The 19,009-nt window shown below is 66.5% G+C and carries 15 protein-coding genes; 3 read left to right on the top strand and 12 right to left on the bottom strand.

All coding sequences use genetic code 11. The annotated features are described in order from the left end of the window. Positions 1-43: 43 nt before the first annotated feature. From ACOABP_RS11120 to ACOABP_RS11065, 12 genes are all read right to left on the bottom strand, one after another. The gene (locus ACOABP_RS11120) at positions 44-739 is read right to left on the bottom strand and encodes a DUF502 domain-containing protein (RefSeq protein ID WP_474225034.1); all 696 of its coding nucleotides are present in this window, start codon (positions 737-739) and stop codon (positions 44-46) included. Between the two features lie 14 nt (positions 740-753). Then, positions 754-1,062, bottom strand: coding sequence for an FmdB family zinc ribbon protein (locus tag ACOABP_RS11115; protein ID WP_474225033.1), 309 nt, complete (start codon positions 1,060-1,062; stop codon positions 754-756). Between the two features lie 196 nt (positions 1,063-1,258). Further along, a complete protein-coding gene (locus tag ACOABP_RS11110) occupies positions 1,259-2,695 on the bottom strand; it encodes a high affinity choline transporter 1 (RefSeq protein ID WP_474225032.1) in 1,437 nt (478 codons plus the stop codon). Positions 2,696-2,971: 276 nt separating this feature from the next. Continuing rightward, positions 2,972-4,549: a ubiquinone biosynthesis regulatory protein kinase UbiB gene (gene ubiB / locus ACOABP_RS11105; protein ID WP_474225031.1), complete on the bottom strand. Its 1,578-nt coding sequence runs from the start codon at positions 4,547-4,549 to the stop codon at positions 2,972-2,974. Positions 4,550-4,606: 57 nt separating this feature from the next. After that, on the bottom strand, positions 4,607-5,284 hold the full coding sequence (locus ACOABP_RS11100) for a ubiquinone biosynthesis accessory factor UbiJ (RefSeq protein WP_474225030.1): 678 nt from the start codon (positions 5,282-5,284) through the stop codon (positions 4,607-4,609). Positions 5,285-5,400: 116 nt separating this feature from the next. After that, positions 5,401-6,399, bottom strand: a complete 999-nt coding sequence (locus ACOABP_RS11095) for a Tim44 domain-containing protein (RefSeq protein ID WP_474225029.1) — start codon at positions 6,397-6,399, stop codon at positions 5,401-5,403. A 50-nt stretch (positions 6,400-6,449) separates the two neighbouring features. Further along, complete coding sequence (gene ubiE / locus ACOABP_RS11090; RefSeq protein ID WP_474225028.1) at positions 6,450-7,181, bottom strand: bifunctional demethylmenaquinone methyltransferase/2-methoxy-6-polyprenyl-1,4-benzoquinol methylase UbiE; 732 nt, start codon at positions 7,179-7,181, stop codon at positions 6,450-6,452. A 22-nt stretch (positions 7,182-7,203) separates the two neighbouring features. Further along, positions 7,204-7,620, bottom strand: a complete 417-nt coding sequence (locus ACOABP_RS11085; RefSeq protein ID WP_066739527.1) for a gamma-butyrobetaine hydroxylase family protein — start codon at positions 7,618-7,620, stop codon at positions 7,204-7,206. 53 nt (positions 7,621-7,673) lie between these two features. Then, a complete protein-coding gene (locus ACOABP_RS11080; protein ID WP_474225027.1) occupies positions 7,674-9,584 on the bottom strand; it encodes an ABC transporter ATP-binding protein/permease in 1,911 nt (636 codons plus the stop codon). A 187-nt stretch (positions 9,585-9,771) separates the two neighbouring features. Then, positions 9,772-10,206: an HIT family protein gene (locus ACOABP_RS11075; protein WP_474225026.1), complete on the bottom strand. Its 435-nt coding sequence runs from the start codon at positions 10,204-10,206 to the stop codon at positions 9,772-9,774. Positions 10,207-10,215: 9 nt separating this feature from the next. Further along, on the bottom strand, positions 10,216-14,190 hold the full coding sequence (locus ACOABP_RS11070; RefSeq protein ID WP_474225024.1) for a DUF3683 domain-containing protein: 3,975 nt from the start codon (positions 14,188-14,190) through the stop codon (positions 10,216-10,218). A 200-nt stretch (positions 14,191-14,390) separates the two neighbouring features. Beyond that, positions 14,391-14,969 (bottom strand): YqaA family protein, encoded by a 579-nt coding sequence (locus ACOABP_RS11065; RefSeq protein ID WP_474225023.1) that lies wholly within the window; start codon positions 14,967-14,969, stop codon positions 14,391-14,393. Positions 14,970-15,225: 256 nt separating this feature from the next. Here ACOABP_RS11065 and ACOABP_RS11060 point away from each other — a divergent pair, with 256 nt between their 5' ends. The 3 genes from ACOABP_RS11060 to ACOABP_RS11050 are packed head-to-tail and all read left to right on the top strand — an operon-like array spanning position 15,226 to position 18,933. After that, positions 15,226-15,720, top strand: a complete 495-nt coding sequence (locus ACOABP_RS11060; RefSeq protein WP_474225022.1) for a (2Fe-2S)-binding protein — start codon at positions 15,226-15,228, stop codon at positions 15,718-15,720. Positions 15,721-15,732: 12 nt separating this feature from the next. Continuing rightward, positions 15,733-18,117, top strand: coding sequence for a xanthine dehydrogenase family protein molybdopterin-binding subunit (locus tag ACOABP_RS11055; RefSeq protein ID WP_474225021.1), 2,385 nt, complete (start codon positions 15,733-15,735; stop codon positions 18,115-18,117). 15 nt (positions 18,118-18,132) lie between these two features. After that, entirely contained in the window at positions 18,133-18,933 is an 801-nt protein-coding gene (locus tag ACOABP_RS11050) for an FAD binding domain-containing protein (protein WP_474225020.1), read from the top strand. Positions 18,934-19,009 lie beyond the last annotated feature (76 nt).

The following is a 19,009-nucleotide window of genomic DNA, read 5'->3' as shown; positions in this document are numbered from 1 at the left end:
GAGAGTCCCTGTAATGCGCGGCCGCCAGGCAGCCGCGCGCAAATCAGTTGGTATGGGTGTCGGCGACTTCGTCGGCAACCAGCACGGCTTCGTCCGCGCGGGCATCGCCGTGGGCGCGGCGCGGCAGGTCGGTCGGCGCCACCACGCCCATCGACACGATGTACTTCAGCGCCGCGTCGACAGTCATGTCGAGCTCGATGGTGTCCGCCTTCGGCATCATCAGGAAGAAGCCGGAAGTCGGGTTCGGCGTCGTCGGCACGTACACGCTCACGTATTCGCCTTGCAGGTGATTCTGCACGTCTCCGCCCGGACGCCCGGTCAGAAACGCGATCGTCCACGACCCTTCACGCGGATACTGCACCAGCAGCGCCTTGCGGAACGCGTTGCCCGACGACGACAGCAGCGTGTCCGACACCTGCTTGACGCTGGTATAGATCGGGCCCACCACCGGGATATGGCCCAGCAGCGCTTCCCACCAGCGCACCAGGCGCTGGCCGATGAAGTTGTGCGTCAGCACGCCCACCAGCAGGATGAACAACAGGGTCAGGATGGCGCCCAGCCCCGGGATGCGGCGCCCGAAGATGTTCTCGGGCTGCCACGCCAGCGGCAGCAGCGCCATGCTCTGGTCCATCGTGCCGATGATCAGGTTGAGCACCCACAGCGTGATGCCCAGCGGCACGAGCACAAGCAGACCGGTCAGGAACCAGGTCTTGATGGCGGACGTTTTCTTGGTAGCCACGGCTTGCCTGGCGCTCAGTTGCTGCTGGCGGCCGGCGTGGCCGGTGCCGCCGGCGCGGCGGCCGGAGCAGCCGGGGCGCTATCGCCTGCCGGGGCAGCCGATGCAGCCGAAGAGGCCGGCGCGCTGGTGCCGCCGCTGCCACCACGGAAATCGGTCACGTACCAGCCCGAACCCTTGAGCTGGAAGCCGGCTGCGGTCAGCTGCTTCTTGAAGGTTCCGGCGGTGCCGCAGGATGGGCAGTCCGTGAGCGGGGCGTCGCTCATCTTCTGCAGCACATCGCGCCCGTGGCCGCAGGCGTCGCAACGGTAGGCATAGATCGGCATGGTTCTTTTGTGGAATCTGAAACGTAAAGCGGGTAGATGGCAGCGCCCCGTCCGATCGACAAGGGCCGGCGCACGAAAATATACCCGCGCGGCGATGCAAAGCCTTGGATTATAAACCGTCGGCGAGGCGTCTACCGGCGGGAAATGGGGGCTTTCGGGGGCGTAATCGTCACGATTTCGCCCTGGCGCTCAAAAGTTAAGCAATATGCACTTCACGGACAGGCGGCCGGTCGCTGATCCATTGCGGCAGCAGCGACCCGAACACCATGCCACTGATCGAGAACATCAGACCCACCATCTGTGGCGGCACGGTGGCCCCGGCAAAGGCTACCTCGCAGGTCAGCCACGAGGCCAGGCCAAGCACGATGGCCAGCAGGCCGCCCTGGCGCGTGGCCGGCTTCCAGAACAGGCCGAAGGCCAGCGGCACGAACGCCGACACCAGCGTCACCTTGTAGGCGTTTTCCACCATATGGAAGATCGACAGGTGCGAATTCAGCGCGAACAGGGTCACCAGCGTGGTGAAGACCAGCACCACGGCCTGCATCACGCGCAGGAACTGCTTGTCGCTCAAATGGCGGAAATACGGACGCAGGATGTTCTCCGCGAAGGTCACCGACGGCGCCAGCAGCGTGGCCGATGCGCAGCTCTTGATGGCCGACAGCAGCGCGCCGAAGAACATCACCTGCGCGAACATCGGCGCGTGGTTCAGGATCAGTTGCGGCAGGATCAGTTGCGAATCCGAATTGATGTACTTCTCGACCATCTGCGGATCGATCAGCGTGGCCGAGTAGGCCAGGAACATCGGGATGAACGCGAAGAAGAAGTACAGCACGCCGCCCAGCACCGACGCGCGGCCGGCGATCTGTTCGGTCCTGGACGACGTCACGCGCTGGAACACGTCCTGCTGCGGAATCGAGCCAAGCATCATCGTAAACAGCGCCGCCGCAAACCCGATGATCTGCACGAAGTCCAGCGACGGCAGGAACTCGAACTTGCCGGCCGCCGCGGCATGCGACACCACGGCGGTCACGCCGCCAGCCTGGCCGCTGACCTCGTAGCCGATATAGAGCATGCCGATCACGATGATGATCATCTGGATGAAGTCGGTCACGGCCACCGACCACATGCCGCCGAACAGCGTATAGACCAGCACGCTGGCCGCGCCGATCATCATGCCGGCCTCCTGCGACAGCGCGCCGTCCGACACCGTATAGAACACCAGGCCCAGCGCCTTGATCTGCGCCGCCACCCAGCCCAGGTACGACACGACGATGCACAGCGTGGTCAGCACTTCGGCCAGCCGGCCGTAGCGGTTGTGGTAGTAGTCGCCGATCGTCAGCAGGTTCATCCGGTACAGCGGCCGGGCGAAAAACAGGCCTACGAGGATCAGGCAGAGCGACGAACCGAAGGGATCGGACACCACGCCCGACAGGCCTTCCTTGAGGAACACGGCGGGGATGCCGAGCACGGTTTCGGAGCCGAACCATGTGGCGAAAACCGTGGCGGTGACGATGTAGAACGGCAGGCTGCGGCCCGCGACGGCGAAGTCGGCGGTGCCCTTGACGCGCAGTGCCGCCCACAGGCCGATGCCGACCGAGATAACCCAATAGATGATGACGAACCAGATCAGCATGCCGCTGCCCTATCCCAAATAGCCAGAAATGCCCTGGTGGCGAAAAACCGAATGCCGGCCGGATGCCTGGAGCGCCAGGCTGACTCCGCCCGGAGTCCAATTCATCGGTCGGGGCCGCGGGCGCCCGGGACGGGCATAGGCGGTCGTAGCCGAATCAAACCGCGGATTATAGCGACGCAGACTCCCCGGGACGAAAAAAATTCCCCGGGGCGCGGTCAAATCCCCACACTCGCACCGGCACGGTGCAGCGTGGGGCGCACGGTTCCTGGCGCAGGGTTACCAGTAGCCCGCCCAGGCCAGCGCCTGGACGATCACGATGCCCGCCAGGAAGCCGCCCATCAGCATCAGCGCGGTGGAGAGCCGGCGGTTGGTACGGCGCTGTTCGTGCACCAGTTGGGTCAGCAGGCGCTCCTGCTCGCCGTTGTTCAGCAGCGCGCGGCGCTCCAGGAACTGATGCGCCAGGCGCGGGAAGTCGGGCAGCATCTTGGCCCATAGCGGGGCTTCGACCTTGACGCGCTCCCAGGCACCCTGCCAGCCGACCTGCTCGTACATCCAGCGCTCCAGGAACGGCTTGGCGGTCTTCCAGAGGTCCAGATCGGGGTCGAGCTGGCGGCCCAGGCCTTCGATATTGAGCAGGGTCTTCTGCAGCAGCACCAGTTGCGGCTGGATTTCGACGTTGAACCGGCGCGACGTCTGGAACAGGCGCATCAGCACCATGCCCAGCGAGATTTCGCGCAGCGGCTTGTCGAAATAGGGCTCGCAGCACGCGCGCACGGCCGATTCCAGCTCCTCGACACGTGTCTCGGGCGGCACCCAGCCCGATTCCACGTGCAGCAGCGCCACGCGGTGGTAGTCGCGGCGGAAGAAGGCAATGAAGTTCTGCGCCAGGTAGTTCTTGTCGAACTCGGACAGCGCGCCGACGATGCCGAAGTCCAGCGCGATATACCGGCCAAACGTCTCGGGCTGCACCGACACCAGGATGTTGCCCGGGTGCATGTCGGCATGGAAGAAGCCGTCGCGGAACACCTGCGTGAAGAAGATTTCCACGCCTTCCTCGGCCAGCTTGTGCATGTCGACGCCGGCGGCCTTCAGCGATTCGGTACGCGAGATCGGGATGCCGTGCATGCGCTCCATCGTGAAGACGCTGCTGGTACACCAGTCCCAGAACACCTCCGGCACGCAGAGCAGGTCGCTGTCGGCAAAGTTGCGGCGCAGCTGGCTGGCATTGGCCGCCTCGATCATCAGGTCCAGTTCGTCATGCAGGTACTTGTCGAACTCGGCCACCACCTCGCGCGGCTTCAGGCGGCGGCCATCGACCCACACGCGCTCCAGCCATGTGGCCATGTCGCGCATCAGCGCCAGGTCGCTGTCGATCACGGGCAGCATGCCCGGGCGCAGCACCTTCACGGCCACCTCGCGGCCATGGTTCGGGCCGCCGCGCAGCGTGGCGAAGTGCACCTGCGCAATCGACGCACTGGCTACAGGCTGGTGCTCGAAGTTCTCGAACAGCGTCGTCAGCGGCCGGCCCAGCGATTTCTCGACGATCTTCACCGCCACTGCGGAGTCAAACGGGGGCACCTGGTCCTGCAGCTTCGCCAGTTCGTCGGCGATATCGGGCGGCATCAGGTCGCGGCGGGTGGACAGCACCTGGCCAAACTTGACGAAGATCGGCCCCAGGGCCGTCAGCGCCAGGCGCAGCCGTTCGCCGCGGGGCTGTTCCAGCTTGCGGCCAATGGTGATCACGCGCACCAGGAACTTGATGCGCCGGCTCTTGAAGCCGGACAGCACTAGCTCGTCGAGCCCGTAATACAGGATGACGAAGACAATCTTGCAGAGACGCAGCAGGCGGGTCATGCGGGGATTTTCAGAAGACTGCGCCGCGCGATGCGGCAGCGGAGAGTGACATGGCGATCAACGATGGGCCGACGGAAGCTGGCCCGAAGCCCCCTCCCCCTGTCGACCCGAGCGTTCCAGGCGTTCCAGGCGCTTTTCCAGCCGCGCCAGGTCATCCCGCACACGCGCCACGTCGGTGCCAAACCCCTCCAGCGCGGCATGGCGCACCAGGGTCGGCTGTTCGTCGAGCAGGTATTCGGTCACATTGTCGAGCAGCGCCCGGCCCACGCGCGTGGCGCTTTCATGCACCTGGCGCGCACCGTCCACCATGCGCTGGGCCACGCTGTCGCTGACCGGGCCACCCATCACGCCACGCAGGGCACGCGACAGGTCTTCGGCCGCATCCCAGCGCAGGTTGCGCGCCAGCGTCGACACCGCATTGGCCAGTTCCGCATCGCCATCGATCCGCACATGGCGCATGGCGGCGGCCTGGCCGCCCTCGGCCACGTCGGCCACCACCAGCGGCCATTGCTGCAACGGCACAAGCAGCGTCACGGCGGGCGTATCGGCTTCGGCCGCCTGCTCGATACCGCCCTGCTCCGTGATCCGCAGGGACAGCGCGAACGCCGCGGCGTCGAACCGGATGACGCGGCTGGCAAACGGCGCCAGCAGGCCGCAGGCCCAGGGCTCCTGTTCGATCAGGTGATTCAGTGCGGCGACGATCGGCGCGGCCAGGGGTGTCGGCAAGGCGTTCATGGCGTCCGGTTCCGGGCAGGTCTGCCCAACAAAAAAAGGCCCACGCGTACGTGGGCCTCTATTCTAAGCTACTCGGCCGCCGCTTCATGTCATCCATGCGGCGGCGGACACGGCGCTCAGGATTCCTGCTGGATACCGGCCAGCAGCCAGCCGCCGCCGGACGTCGACTTGGCCAGGTTCCAGACCTCGCCGAACGGCTGCGCCGCGTCGCCGGTGTTCTCGCGGATCATGCCCGAGAAGCGCACGCTGGCAATGTGCTGGGCCGGCGTGTTCTCGATGCCGAGCAGCTGGGCATCCAGCGTAACCACGTCGGTCTTGTTGACCGACTCGCCGCGCTCGGACAGGTCCATCTTGATCTCGGCGAACATTTCCGGCGTGGTGAATTCGCGGATGTCGTCCAGGTTGCCGGCGTCCCACGCGGCCTGCAGGCGCACGTAGTGGACCTTGGCGTTGCGCAGGAAGGCTTCGGTGTCGAAGTCGGCCGGCACGCCCCACGGCTGCTGCACTGCCGCAGCGGCTGCACCGGCAGCCGCGCCGCCCATGACCGGATTGGCTGCCGCGCCGTTGTAGCTGGCCGGCTGCACCGGTTCGGCCTGGCGCAGCGTCGGCTCGGCGTTGCGGGCCGCGCCGCCGAACGGCGAGCTGTTGCCGTTGCCGCCCATGCCGGCGTAAGCCGGCGTCTGCGAACGGGCCGAACCGCCACGGAACTTCCGGAACAGCCACAGGGCGATCATCGCGATCACGGCGATCATGATCACGTTGGCCAGGAAGCTGGCCGCCGCGCCACCAAGGCCGAAGTGCGACAGCAGGTAGCCCAGGCCCAGACCGGCCGCCAGGCCGCCGAGCATGCCACCCCAGTTACGCTTCGGCGCCGCAGCCGCTGCGCCACCTGCAGCGCCGGCCGTTGCCGGGGCTGCCTGCTGCTGCGCGGGCTGTTGCTGGGCCGGCGCATTCTGTTGCGGCGGCGTGGCCTGACGTTGCTGCGTCACGCTGGACGATTGTTTGCCCACGCTGCGCGAACCGCCGAGGCGTTTTGCGTTGGCGTCGAGCGCTGCCCCCATGGCTACCGTCACCATCAGCGCGGCCGCCAGGAATTTTCCACGAAAAGAAGACATTTGAGCTTTTCCCCTGTCATTTTCGGCCATTAGCGGCCGAACATGGCGAATTAGTACTTTCTCCCGACGTGGAGCGCCACGACTCCGGCCGTCAGGTTGAAGTATTCGACTTGTTCGAGCCCAACTTGTTCCATCAAGCGTACAAGTGAACCCTGGTCTGGATGCATTCTGATCGATTCTGCGAGATAGCGATAGCTCGGGGCATCCCCAGCCACGCGTTCGCCCAGCCAGGGGAGCACCTTGAAAGAATAGACGTCGTACATTTTCTCGAGCGGCTTCCAGACCTTGGAGAACTCCAGCACCATCACCTTGCCGCCCGGCTTGACCACGCGGCGCATCTCGGCCAGGGCGCGGTCCTTGTGCGTCATGTTGCGCAGGCCGAAGGCCACCGTCACCAGGTCGAAGTAATTGTCCGGGAACGGGATCTTCTCGGCGTCGCACAGCGCCACCGGCGTGACGATGCCCTTGTCCAGCAGGCGGTCGCGGCCCACGCGCAGCATCGACTCGTTGATATCGGTCAGCCAGACTTCGCCCTTCGGGCCGGCCTGTTTCGCGAAGGCCTTGGAAAGGTCGCCCGTGCCGCCGGCGATGTCCAGCACCTTGTGGCCCGGCCGCACATTGGCCTGGGCGATCGTGAACATCTTCCAGACGCGGTGCATGCCACCGGACATCAGGTCGTTCATCACATCGTATTTGCTGGCCACCGAGTGGAACACGCCGGCAACCTTGCCGGCCTTTTCCGATTCGTCGACCTTGTCGAACCCGAAGTGGGTTTCGCTCATTCTCAGACTCCAGGTACTTGATTCAGTGATGATGGCCGCATGCGTGGCCGCCGGCCGCCGGCATCGGCGCATCGCGGTCCAGCCCGGCGGCTTCCAGCCGCTTCAGGTAGCCGTCCCACAGCGTGTCCTGCTGGTCGCCCAGGCGATACAGCAGTTCCCACGTGTAGATGCCCGTGTCGTGACCATCGTCGAAACGGATCTGGATCGCGTAGTTGCCAACCGGCTCCACTGCGGCGATGCCCACATGGCGCTTGCCGGTCTGCAGCGTTTCCTGGCCAGGGCCGTGGCCCTGGACTTCGGCGGAAGGCGAGTATACGCGCAGCAGCTCGAACGGCAGCCGCCAGGTTCGGCCGTTGTCGAAGCCGATTTCCAGCACACGCGACTGCGTGTGGACCGTCAGCGCGGTGGGGTGGGGAGTGTCTTTGTCCAGGCCAGCCATGATGTAAGGTCGCGGCGCCCGCACCGGCCCGGTGGGCCGTTACAGCGGCGCCGTCATGCGTCTTGTACGACCCGATAGCTTACTCCACCCCCCTCGCCTTGCCCATCCCGCGGGCCGCCGCCGCTCTCGTCGCCGCCCCGGGCCACCGGCACGTAGCGCAGGCGCCGGCCGTGGAAGGCGGCCACGGTGCTGCGGTGCGCGATGCTGACGATGGCGGCGCCGGGCAGTTCGTCCACCATCAGCTGGTACATCGCGCGCTCGGTTTCCTCGTCCAGCGCGCTGGTGGCCTCGTCCAGGAACAGGTAGTCGGGCTTCTGCAGCAAGGCCCGGGCAAAGGCCAGGCGCTGCTGCTCGCCGGGCGACAGCCGCAGCGACCAGTTGTCGAATACGTCCAGGTGCCTGGTCAGCATGCCCAGCCGCGCCTTGCGCAGCACGGCCGCCAGTGTTTCGCGCGAATGGCTGTTACCGGCGTCGGGGTACGACAGCGCGTCGGCCAGCGTGCCGATCGGCAGGTAGCTGCGCTGCGGCAGGAACAGCATGCGGCGGTGCGGCACCGTGATGCGCCCGCTGCCATACGGCCAGATGCCGGCCAGCGCGCGGAACAGCACGCTCTTGCCGCAGCCTGACGGGCCATGTACCAGCCAGCGTTCGCCCGGCGCGATCGACAGCGAGAACGGCGCCACCAGCGGACGCTGGCCCGGATGGCTGTCGGGATCGACCCCTTCCGCGTCCACATCGAGCCCGCCGCGCACCGGCAGCGCCAGAGCCAGCCCGCTGACCGAGATATCGCCCTCGGACGGGTTGGCGGACTGCACCACCTCGATATCGCCCGGGCCTTCATGCGTCAGGTCCTGGCGCTCGGCCACGCGCATGGCGTCCTGGAAATCGATCAGACGGTTGGCGGCGGCCTTCCAGCCCACCAGCGTCGAATAGCTGTCGACAAACCACGACAGCGCGCCCTGCACCTGGCCGAACGCCGAATTGATCTGCATCAGGCCGCCCAGCGTGAGCTTGCCCGAGAAGTAGCGCGGCGCGGCCACCAGCAACGGGAAGATGATCGCGAACTGGCCGTAGCCGGAGTTCACGAAGGTCAGGCGCCGCGTGTAGCGCATGAGCTGGTTCCAGTTCGCCCGGATCCGCTCGAAACGCGCCCGCAGGCCGGCCTGCTCGGTCGGCTCGCCGCGATACAGCGCCACCGGTTCGCTGTTTTCGCGCAGTCGCACCAGCATGAAACGGAAGTTTGCCTCGTACTGTTCCTGCTGGAACGACAGGCCGATCAGCGGCCGCCCCACGAAGTGGGCAATCAGCGAGCCCACCACCGCATAGCCGATGGCAAACCAGACCATATAGCCGGGGATCGTCAGGTCGGTACCGCCCAATGCCAGCGTGATCGGACCGGACACCACCCACAGGATGCCGATGAACGACACCAGCGTCACCGCCGAATTGAGCAGGCCCATCGACAGCGTCAGCGCGCCGTCGGTGAACTGGCGCAGGTCATCGGCCAGCCGCTGGTCGGGGTTGTCGGTCGAATGGGTCTGCTCGATGCGGTAGTACGCCTGGTGCCCAAGCCAGCGCTGCATGAAGGTGCCGGTCATCCACGTGCGCCAGCGCATCTGCAGCATCATCTGGTAGTACTGGCGCGAGATCGCCAGCACGATGAAGCAGGCGGCGATCCACGAAAAACGCAGCAGCAGGGCCTTGAACGAGACGAAATCGCGCTGCTCGATGGCGTTGTAGAACACGCGGTTCCACTCGTTGAGCAGCACGTTGATATAGACGATGCCGAGGTTCAGCGCCACGACCAGCGTCAGCAGCCCCAGGCCGGCCTTGCGGTCTTCCGAACCCCAGTACGGCTTGATCAGGGCCCAGGTGGCCGCCAGGCGCAGCCGGCTCTGGTTCTTGAGGGCCTCGGCGGGTACGGCAGGACCGGGCACGATAACGGACGACGGTGTGGAAGACATGGCGCCAGCGGTTGGCCCGCCGCGAATGGCCGGCGGGCATGTTGTTGTTCGACCGGAGTCAGACGCACCGCCATGCGGGCGGGTTCCGTACCAGACTGCTACGGCACTTTACAAGGGGACGGGAAGAATTGCAGCGGATGCGATGGATGACGGTCGGCCGGCCGGTTGCCGGCCAGCCTTCGTCTGCTCAGTCCGAATCGGCCAGCACCGAAAGTGCCGTGCGCAACGCCGGCAACCGGCTGCCCAGTTCGGCGATGCGCGCCGCGTCGGCGGCCCGTTGCGGCGCGGCCCAGACGGCTTCCGGGAAATGGGTATCCCAGCGGTAGCGCGGAATGATGTGCCAGTGCAGGTGCGGCACCATGTTGCCGAACGCGGCCAGGTTGACCTTGTCCGGCGCCATGACCTCGCGCACCACACGCTCGACGCGCGCCACCAGCCGCATCAGCCAGGCCTGGTCGGCGTCGTCCAGATCGGTCAGCTCTGCCGCATGGTCGTTCCAGACCACGCGGCAGAATCCCGGAAACCGGTCATGCTCGACCAGGATCACGCGCGCGCGGTCGCCCATCCAGAGCAGTTCGCCGCCGTCGGCTTCGCAGAGGGGGCAGTTGGCAACCCGGGGCATGGCGATGGCTTACACCAGCACGCGCTCGATGCCACCGGCGTTGGCGCGGGCCACGTACTCGGGCATCCAGTTCTCGCCCAGCAGGTGCTTCGCCATTTCCACGACGATGTAGTCGGCCGTGACCGACGCATCCTCGTTGTAGCGCGACAGCCCCTGCAGGCACGACGGGCAGCTGGTCAGGATCTTGACGTCGCCGTTGAAGTCGTCGGTGCGCAGCTTGTCGGCGCCCTTGCGCATTTCCTCTTCCTTGCGGAAACGGATCTGCGTCGACACGTCCGGACGCGTCACGGCCAGCGTGCCAGATTCCCCGCAGCAGCGCTCGTTCTTCTCGATCTTGCCGCCGCCCTGGTTGCCGCCCATCAGGTCGTTCACCAGTTTGGTCGGATCCATCGTCTTGATCGGGGTGTGGCAGGGATCGTGGTACATGTAGCGCGTACCGGTCACGCCTTCCAGCTTCACACCCTTTTCGAGCAGGTACTCGTGGATGTCGATGATGCGGCAGCCCGGGAAGATCTTGTCGAATTCATACCCGGCCAGCTGGTCGTAGCAGGTGCCACAGCTGACCACCACGGTCTTGATGTCGAGGTAGTTCAGCGTATTCGCCACGCGATGGAACAGCACGCGGTTGTCGCTGACCATCTTCTCGGCGCGGTCGTACTGGCCGGCGCCGCGCTGCGGATAGCCGCAGCACAGGTAGCCCGGCGGCAGCACCGTCTGCACGCCCACGTGCCAGAGCATGGCCTGCGTGGCCAGCCCCACCTGCGAGAACAGGCGTTCGGACCCGCAGCCCGGGAAGTAGAACACGGCTTCGGTCTCGGCCGTGGTCGTCTTCGGGTTGCGGATGATCGGCACGATCTCGTTGTCTTCGATATCGAGCAGCGCGCGCGCCGTCTTCTTGGGCAGGTTGCCCGGCATCTTCTTGTTGATGAAGTGGATCACCTGCTCCTGCACCGGCGGCTTGCCGACCGTGGCGGGCGGATGCTGGGTCTGCTTCTTCGCGAACTTCTTGAGCACCTCGTTGCCCAGGCGCTGCGCCTTGTAGCCCCAGCCGATCATGGCCGCGCGGGTCATGTTGATCGTCTGCGGGTTGGTCGCGTTCAGGAAGAACATCGACGCGGCGGTGCCCGGGTTGAACTTCTTCTGGCCCATCTTCCGCAGCAGGTTGCGCATGTTCATCGACACGTCGCCGAAGTCGATCTTGACCGGGCACGGCGTCACGCACTTGTGGCAGACCGTGCAGTGGTCGGCCACGTCCGAGAACTCGTCCCAGTGCTTGATCGACACGCCGCGGCGCGTCTGTTCCTCGTACAGGAACGCCTCCACCAGCAGTGACGTCGCCAGGATCTTGTTGCGCGGGCTGTACAGCAGGTTGGCGCGCGGCACGTGCGTGGCGCACACGGGCTTGCACTTGCCGCAGCGCAGGCAGTCCTTGACGCTGTCGGCAATGGCGCCGATGTCGCTCTGCTGCATGATGATGGACTCGTGCCCCATCAGGCCGAACGACGGCGTGTACGCGTTGCGCAGGTCGGCGCCCGGCAGCAGCTTGCCCTTGTTGAAGCGGCCCTGCGGGTCCACGCGCTGCTTGTACTCGCGGAATTCGCCGATCTCGTCCTCGGTCAGGAATTCGAGCTTGGTGATGCCGATGCCGTGCTCGCCCGAAATCACGCCGTCCAGCGAACGCGCCAGGTCCATGATGCGGGCCACCGCGCGGTGCGCGTCCTGCAGCATGTCGTAGTCGTCCGAGTTGACGGGCAGGTTCGTGTGGACGTTGCCGTCGCCGGCGTGCATGTGCAGCGCCACGAACACGCGGCCGCGCAGCACCTGCTTGTGGATCTTCTGGGCCTCGTCCAGGATCGGCTTGAACTCGCCGCCGTTGAAGATCTTGCGCAGTTCGGCGCGGATTTCGTTCTTCCAGCTCACGCGGATCGTGCGATCCTGCATCAGGTGGAATACCGTGGCGTCAGGCTGGCTCTGCAGGCGCTGCTCGAAGGCCGGACCCAGCAGGCCCAGGCCGTGGCCGATCAGCGACGCACGGGCCGACTGCAGCGGCGTATCGAGATGGTCCTGCAGGTAGCGCCAGCGCGCGCGGATCTCGCGCATCAGCGTCAGCGCATGCTGCACGCGGTCTTCCAGCAGCTCGGCGCTCGGAATCTCGTTGGCATCGTCGCTGCGGCCCAGCGGCAGGTTGCCGCGCGCGAAGAACGCTTCCAGCTCGTCCAGCAGCTTGAGCTTGTTCTTGGTCGACAGTTCGATGTTGATGCGCTCGATGCCGTCCGTGTACTCGCCCATGCGGGGCAGCGGAATCACCACGTCCTCGTTGATCTTGAAGGCGTTGGTGTGGCGCGCGATGGCGGCCGTGCGCGAGCGGTCGAGCCAGAACTTCTTGCGGGCCTCGGGGCTCACGGCGATAAAGCCTTCGCCGCTCTTGCCGTTGGCCATGCGGATCACTTCCGAGGTGGCGCGCGCCACGGCGTCTTCGTCGTCACCGACGATATCGCCAATCAGCACCATCTTCGGGAAGGCGTTGCGCTTGCTCTTGGTGGCGTAGCCCACCGCGCGCAGGTAGCGTTCGTCCAGATGCTCCAGGCCGGCCAGGATGGCGCCGCCCTCGCGCTTCGACTCCGCATCGAGGAAATCCTTGATCTCGACGATGCTGGGGATGGCGTCGCGCGGCTGGCCGAAGAACTCCAGGCACACCGTGCGGATGTGCTTCGGCATGCGGTGCAGGATCCAGCGCGCGCTGGTGATGATGCCGTCGCAGCCTTCCTTCTGCACGCCGGGCAGGCCGGCCAGGAACTTGTCGGTGACGTCCTTGCCCAGGCCTTCCTTGCGGAACTTGCGGCCCTCGATGGCGAGCGTCTCGGTGCGCAGTACCTTCTCGCCCGGGCGGCGGTTGCCGTCCGACCACTTCAGTTCGAACGTGGCCACGGGCACGTCATGGATCTTGCCCAGGTTGTGGTCCATGCGGGTGATCTCGAGCCAGTTGCCCTCGGGATCGACCATGCGCCACCACGCCAGGTTGTCCAGCGCCGTGCCCCACAGCACGGCCTTCTTGCCGCCCGCGTTCATCGCCACGTTGCCGCCGATGCACGATGCATCGATCGACGTCGGGTCCACCGCGAACACCAGGCCGGCCTTGTCGGCGGCGTCGGCCACGCGGCGCGTCACCACGCCGGCGCCCGAGAAGATCGTCGCCACCTTGTGCGGCACGTTGGGCAGGTCGGTCATCTCGACCGCATCCAGCTGCTCCAGCTTCTCGGTGTTGATGACGGCCGAGAACGGCGTCAGCGGCACGGCGCCGCCGGTGTAGCCGGTGCCGCCCCCACGCGGGATGATGGTCAGGCCCAGCTCGAAGCAGCCCTTGACCAGCCCGGCGATCTCGTCCTCGGTGTCCGGGGTCAGCACCACGAACGGGTATTCCACGCGCCAGTCGGTGGCGTCGGTCACGTGCGACACGCGCGACAGGCCGTCGAACTTGATGTTGTCCTTCTGCGTCACCTTGCCCAGCACGCGCTGGGTGCGCTTGCGCAGCGCATAGGCATCGGCAAATTCCTGCTTGAACGATTCGATCGCCTGCTTGGCGAACGCGACCAGCTGCTCCACACGGTGCGAACGGTCTTCGGCGGCGGGCTCGGCGTGCTCGGCACGGTCGGCGGCGCGGCGCTTCTCGATTTCGCTCAGGCGGTGGTGCAGCGCGCTGACCAGCATCTGGCGGCGCTTGGGGTTCTCGAGCAGGTCGTCCTGCAGGTAGGGATTGCGGCGGACCACCCAGATATCGCCCAGCACCTCGTAGAGCATGCGGGCCGAACGGCCGGTACGGCGTTCGCCGCGCAGTTCGTCGAGAATGCGCCAGGCTTCTTCGCCCAGCAGACGGATGACAATCTCGCGATCCGAAAACGACGTGTAGTTATAGGGGATCTCACGCAGGCGCGGAGGGGCGTCCTGCGTGGCGAGCTTGGCATCGAGCACGAGTGGGGCGTTCATGGGCGGGACCGCTTCGAAGCTGCGCACGGGGACGGTGCGCGATTTTCGTCATTAAAGGGCGATTGTACTTCAACGCCCAGTTTCGCCGCACCGCAGCAAGGCCGATTTGGGGAATAACCCCTGAAAATGTCCGGGATCAGCATGGATTGCATGCAATTTCACGCATTTCGGGCATTTCCGGGCTGTCGCCGGAAGGCCGGTCAGAACCACTGCCGGATCGCCTCGCCCACGCCATGCCAGAAGGAATCGGGGATCCAGAGCAGGCTGGCGGTCATCGCCAGGTAGCGCAGGAACTTGCCGATCGCCATATAGAACAGGCTTTGCCAGAACGGCATCCGCAGCCAGCCGGCCAAAGTGCACAGTGGATCACCAATGCCAGGCAACCACGAAAACAGCATCGTGGGCGGGCCATAACGGCGCATCCACCGGAAGTACCTGGCGTCCAGCCGGGGCTTGTGCCGCTTGCGCGGGTGCGTGCGGTGCTCGGCGTGTTCGCGCTCGTGCTCGTGCTCCTGGCGCCGTTGGCGGTAGCGCACCACCGCCAGCTTGGCAGCGTATCCGAGCCACCAGTCGATGGCGCCGCCCAGCGTGTTCCCGACCGTCGCCACCAGGATCGCCGGCCAGAACATGTGCGGATTGAGCTTGATATAGCCGAACACGGCCGGCTCCGAACCCAGCGGCAGCAGCGTGGCCGACACCAGGCTGACCACGAAAATGGCCGGCAGCCCTACCTTGGGCAGGGCTACGGTCTCGAACAGCCAGTCAATGAAGGCTTCCATGCGTGGGGACGTTGGACAGGCCGCTCAGGGCAGGGGAACCCGCATGGCAGCACCGAAGGTTTTGTGATTTACTTTTAGAGCCTGAGGCGGCGGATCGTTCATTCCGCCGCAAGACCGGGCAAACCCGGCAGCACCAATATCACGAAATAGCCGTCTCAACCAAGCGGCAGTACCGCGTCGTGGCCCGTCCCGCGCAGTCTACATTCGGGGATCGGCGGAGCTGGCCATGCGCGCACCACCCCACATGGAGACAAGCATGGCGATTCCGATCCGCCTGACGGTCAACGGCAAGCCCGTTGACGCGCAGGTCGAACCCAATACCCTTCTGGTCCAGTTCCTGCGCGAGCAGCTTCGCCTGACCGGCACCCACGTGGGCTGCGACACCGCCCAGTGCGGGGCCTGCACCGTCCATCTGGACGGCCGCGCCGTGAAGTCCTGCAACATGCTGGCAGTCCAGGCGGACGGGGCCAGCGTGACCACCATCGAGGGCCTGGCGGCCAACGGCGAGATGCATCCGATGCAGCAGGCGTTCCGCGAATGCCATGGGCTGCAGTGCGGCTTCTGCACGCCGGGCATGGTGATGGCAGCCACCTCGCTGCTCGAGCAGCAGCCCCACGCCGACGCCCAGGCCATCCGCCAGCAGCTCGAAGGCAACCTGTGCCGCTGTACCGGCTACCACAACATCGTGCGTGCGGTGCAGCAGGGGCAGGCCGCCATGCAGGGCGACCGCACCACGGTCAGCGCCGAATAAGGGAGGCCCGTCATGAACGCACCCGAAAAGCACCCGTTCATCGGCACGCCCGTGCGCCGCAAGGAGGATTACCGCTTCCTGACCGGCAATGGCCAGTACACCGACGACGTCACGCTGCCGCACCAGAGCTACGGCTACTTCGTGCGCTCGCCGCACGCGCATGCCCACATCCGCACCATCGATACGGCCGAAGCACTGGGCTCGCCCGGCGTGATCGCCGTGCTGACCGGCGACGACATGGCCGGCGACAAGGTGGGCGGCCTGCCCTGCGGCTGGCTGATCCACAGCATCGACGGCTCGCCGATGAAGGAGCCGCCCCACCCCGCCCTGGCCCACGGCAAGGTCCGCCATGTGGGCGACCAGGTGGCACTGGTCATCGCCGAAACGCTGCAGCAGGCACGCGATGCGGCTGAGAAGGTCGTGGTCGACTACGACGAACTGCCCGCCGTGGTCAGCCCGGCCGATGCCGCGGCTGCCTCCACGCTGGTCCACGACGACGTGCCGGCCAATACCTGCTACACCTGGGGCCACGGCGACAAGGCCGCCACCGACGCGGCATTCGCAAAGGCCGCCCACGTGACCACGCTGGAGATCGTCAACAACCGGCTGATCCCGAACGCCATCGAGCCGCGCGCCGTCAACGCCAGCTATACCCGCCAGGACGACAGCTACACGGTCTACGTGGCAAACCAGAACCCGCACGTGGAACGCCTGCTGATGGGCGCCTTCGTGCTGGGGCTGCCCGAATCGCGCCTGCGCATCATCGCGCCGGACGTGGGCGGCGGCTTCGGCTCGAAGATCTTCCTCTACCCGGAGGACGTGGCGCTGACCTGGGCATCGAAGAAGATCGGCCGCCCGGTCAAGTGGACGGCCGAACGGTCGGAGTCGTTCCTGACCGACGCGCACGGCCGCGACCACGTGACCAAGGCCGAACTGGCGCTCGATGCCGACGGCAAATTCCTGGCAATGCGCGTGCACACGGTCGCCAACATGGGCGCGTACCTGTCCACCTTCGCCAGCAGCGTGCCGACGATCCTCTACGCCACGCTGCTCGCCGGCCAGTACGCCACCCCGGCCATCTACGCCGAAGTCCAGGCCGTGTTCACGAACACGTCGCCCGTCGATGCCTATCGCGGCGCGGGCCGGCCCGAGGCCACCTATGTGGTGGAACGCCTGGTCGAGGCGGCCGCGCACGAAACCGGCACCGACCCCGCCACGCTGCGCCGCAAGAACTTCATCCGCAGCTTCCCGTACGCCACGCCCGTGGGCCTGACCTACGACACCGGCGACTACGAGCCCTGCCTGGCGCGGGCCGAGGAACTGGCCGACGTGGCCGGCTTCCCGGCGCGCCGCGACGCCGCAAAGCAGCGCGGCAAGCTGCGCGGGCTTGGCTACTCGTGCTACATCGAGGCCTGCGGCCTGGCCCCGTCGAACATCGCCGGGGCGCTGGGCGCCCGCGCGGGCCTGTTCGAAGTGGGCGAGATCCGCGTGCATCCCACCGGCACCGTGACCGTCTTCACCGGATCGCACAGCCACGGACAAGGCCACGAGACCACGTTCGCGCAGATCGTGGCCGACCGGCTCGGCATTGCCATGGACGCCGTGGAAATCGTGCATGGCGACACCGGGCGCGTGCCGTTCGGCATGGGCACCTACGGCTCGCGCTCGCTGGCCGTGGGCGGATCGGCCATCATGAAGGCGCTGGACAAGATCGAGGCCAAGGCCAAGAAGATTGCCGCTCACCTGCTGGAAGCGTCCGATGCGGACATCGAGTTCCAGGACGGCGTGTTCCGCGTGGCCGGCACCGATCGCACCAAGACGTTCGGCGAGGTGGCGCTGACCGCCTACGTGCCGCACAACTATCCGCTCGACAAGCTCGAACCGGGCCTGAACGAGAACGCGTTCTACGATCCCACCAACTTCACCTATCCGTCCGGCGCCTATATCTGCGAGGTCGAGGTCGACCCCGACACGGGCGAGTCGCACGTCGTCAAGTTCACGGCGGTGGACGACTTCGGCAACGTGATCAACCCGATGATCGTCGAGGGCCAGGTCCACGGCGGCATCGGCCAGGGCCTGGGCCAGGCGATGCTGGAGCAGTGCATCTACGACCCCGACAGCGGCCAGTTGCTGACCGGCTCCTATATGGACTACGCCATGCCGCGCGCCGGCGACCTGCCGGACTTCACGGTGGAGACCGCCAGCGGCACGCCCTGCACGCATAACCCGCTGGGCGTCAAAGGCTGCGGCGAGGCCGGCGCCATCGGATCGCCCCCGGCGTTCATCAACGCGCTGGTGGACGCGCTGTCGCCGCTGGGCGTGCGCGATGTGCAGATGCCCGCCACGCCGCACCGCGTGTGGCAGGCCATCCAGGCTGCCCAGGGCAGCGCCGCATAACGGAAGGAGACGACCATGTACGCATTCCAGTACGAACGCGCCACGGACGCCGCTTCCGCCGTGGCAAAGCTGAAGGCCGATGGCGACGCCAAGTTCCTGGCTGGCGGCCAGAGCCTGCTCGCTGCCATGAAGCTGCGCCTCTCGGCGCCGTCGACCCTGGTCGACATCGCGCGCATTCCGGGCATCGCCGATATCACGGTGCAGGGCGACGAGCTGGTGATCGGCGCCGCCGCGCGCCACGCCGACGTGGCCGCCAACGCCGAGGTCATGCGCCGCATTCCGGCGCTGGCGGCGCTGGCGTTCGGCATCGGCGACCGGCAGGTGCGCGCGATGGGCACGATTGGCGGATCGCTGGCCAACGACGATCCGGCCGCCGACTATCCGGCGGCCGTGCTCGGCCTGAACGCCACCGTCGTCACCGACCGCCGCAGCATCGCCGCCGACAACTTCTTCAAGGGCCTTTACGAAACCGCGCTGGCCCCTGACGAACTGATCACGGCCGTGCGGTTCCCGGTGCCCGAGCGGGCCGCCTACATCAAGTTCCGCAACCCGGCATCGCGCTTCGCGCTGGTTGGCGTGATGGTGGCGCGCACCGGCCAGTCGGTACGGGTGGCGGTGACCGGCGCGGCCGACAGCGTGTTCCGCGCCCCGGCGCTGGAGCAGGCGCTGACGGCCAGCTTCACCGTGGCGGCGGCACGTGCGGTGAAGGTCGATCCGTCGGGCCTCAATGGCGACCTGCACGCTTCGCCCGAGTACCGTGCGCACCTGATCCCGGTGCTGACGGCCAGGGCGGTGGAACAGGCACTGAAGGGATAGGCATTGCTACGTGCCTGCGCCCCTCTCCTGCCTGCGGGAGTGGGGCCAGGCGAGAGCTCGACCTGTCAGGCGCCAC

The organism is Cupriavidus sp. HE11 (assembly GCF_056097175.1).
The sequence above is the reverse complement of the archived record's forward strand: the minus strand, read 5'-3'. Positions and strand labels throughout refer to the sequence as shown.

Bases quoted from the DNA above. Each gene is read 5' to 3' on its own strand.
- ACOABP_RS11115 (WP_474225033.1), bottom strand. From the start codon at position 1,062: ATGCCGATCTATGCCTACCGTTGCGACGCCTGCGGCCACGGGCGCGAT.
- ACOABP_RS11110 (WP_474225032.1), bottom strand. From the start codon at position 2,695: ATGCTGATCTGGTTCGTCATCATCTATTGGGTTATCTCGGTCGGCATC.
- ubiB (WP_474225031.1), bottom strand. From the start codon at position 4,549: ATGACCCGCCTGCTGCGTCTCTGCAAGATTGTCTTCGTCATCCTGTAT.
- ACOABP_RS11100 (WP_474225030.1), bottom strand. From the start codon at position 5,284: ATGAACGCCTTGCCGACACCCCTGGCCGCGCCGATCGTCGCCGCACTG.
- ACOABP_RS11095 (WP_474225029.1), bottom strand. From the start codon at position 6,399: ATGTCTTCTTTTCGTGGAAAATTCCTGGCGGCCGCGCTGATGGTGACG.
- ubiE (WP_474225028.1), bottom strand. From the start codon at position 7,181: ATGAGCGAAACCCACTTCGGGTTCGACAAGGTCGACGAATCGGAAAAG.
- ACOABP_RS11085 (WP_066739527.1), bottom strand. From the start codon at position 7,620: ATGGCTGGCCTGGACAAAGACACTCCCCACCCCACCGCGCTGACGGTC.
- ACOABP_RS11080 (WP_474225027.1), bottom strand. From the start codon at position 9,584: ATGTCTTCCACACCGTCGTCCGTTATCGTGCCCGGTCCTGCCGTACCC.
- ACOABP_RS11075 (WP_474225026.1), bottom strand. From the start codon at position 10,206: ATGCCCCGGGTTGCCAACTGCCCCCTCTGCGAAGCCGACGGCGGCGAA.
- ACOABP_RS11070 (WP_474225024.1), bottom strand. From the start codon at position 14,190: ATGAACGCCCCACTCGTGCTCGATGCCAAGCTCGCCACGCAGGACGCC.
- ACOABP_RS11065 (WP_474225023.1), bottom strand. From the start codon at position 14,969: ATGGAAGCCTTCATTGACTGGCTGTTCGAGACCGTAGCCCTGCCCAAG.
- ACOABP_RS11060 (WP_474225022.1), top strand. From the start codon at position 15,226: ATGGCGATTCCGATCCGCCTGACGGTCAACGGCAAGCCCGTTGACGCG.
- ACOABP_RS11055 (WP_474225021.1), top strand. From the start codon at position 15,733: ATGAACGCACCCGAAAAGCACCCGTTCATCGGCACGCCCGTGCGCCGC.
- ACOABP_RS11050 (WP_474225020.1), top strand. From the start codon at position 18,133: ATGTACGCATTCCAGTACGAACGCGCCACGGACGCCGCTTCCGCCGTG.